1 pseudogene is annotated in these 450 nt (G+C 75.3%); it reads left to right on the top strand.

The features are described from left to right. Nucleotides 1–82 precede the first annotated feature (82 nt). Nucleotides 83–450: pseudogene (locus AOK23_RS51165) on the top strand (EamA family transporter); the annotation flags it as partial.

Here is a 450-nt window from a genome sequence, read left to right as displayed (position 1 = left end):
CCCTTCCACCGGCGGTCGGCCCTCCGAACTCGGCGTCCGAAAATCGCGAGCCCCCGTGCGGCGGCCCGCCTAGCCTCGGGGCATGGCTGAGAACTCCCGGGTCCGTCCCGTCCGTCGTGCCGAGCTGCTCGCCGGTGGGGCCGCCCTCGTGACCGTCGTGCTGTGGGCGTCGGCCTTCGTGTCCATTCGCAGCGCCGGGCAGGCGTACTCGCCGGGGGCGCTGGCGCTGGGCCGGCTCGCGGCGGGGGCGGTGGCGCTCGGGCTGATCTGGGCGGTACGGCGGGAGGGCTGGCCGCCACGGGCCGCGTGGCGAGGGATCGCGGTGTCCGGGGCGCTCTGGTTCGGGTTCTACATGGTCGCCCTGAACTGGGGCGAGCAGCAGGTCGACGCGGGTACGGCCGCGCTGGTCGTGAACATCGGCCCCATCCTGATCGCCCTGCTCGGCGCCCG

This window comes from Streptomyces torulosus (genome assembly GCF_001419765.1).
Lineage (GTDB): Bacteria > Actinomycetota > Actinomycetes > Streptomycetales > Streptomycetaceae > Streptomyces > Streptomyces torulosus.
Note: the sequence above shows the minus strand (reverse complement) of the source record. Positions and strands in the feature narration are given on the sequence as shown.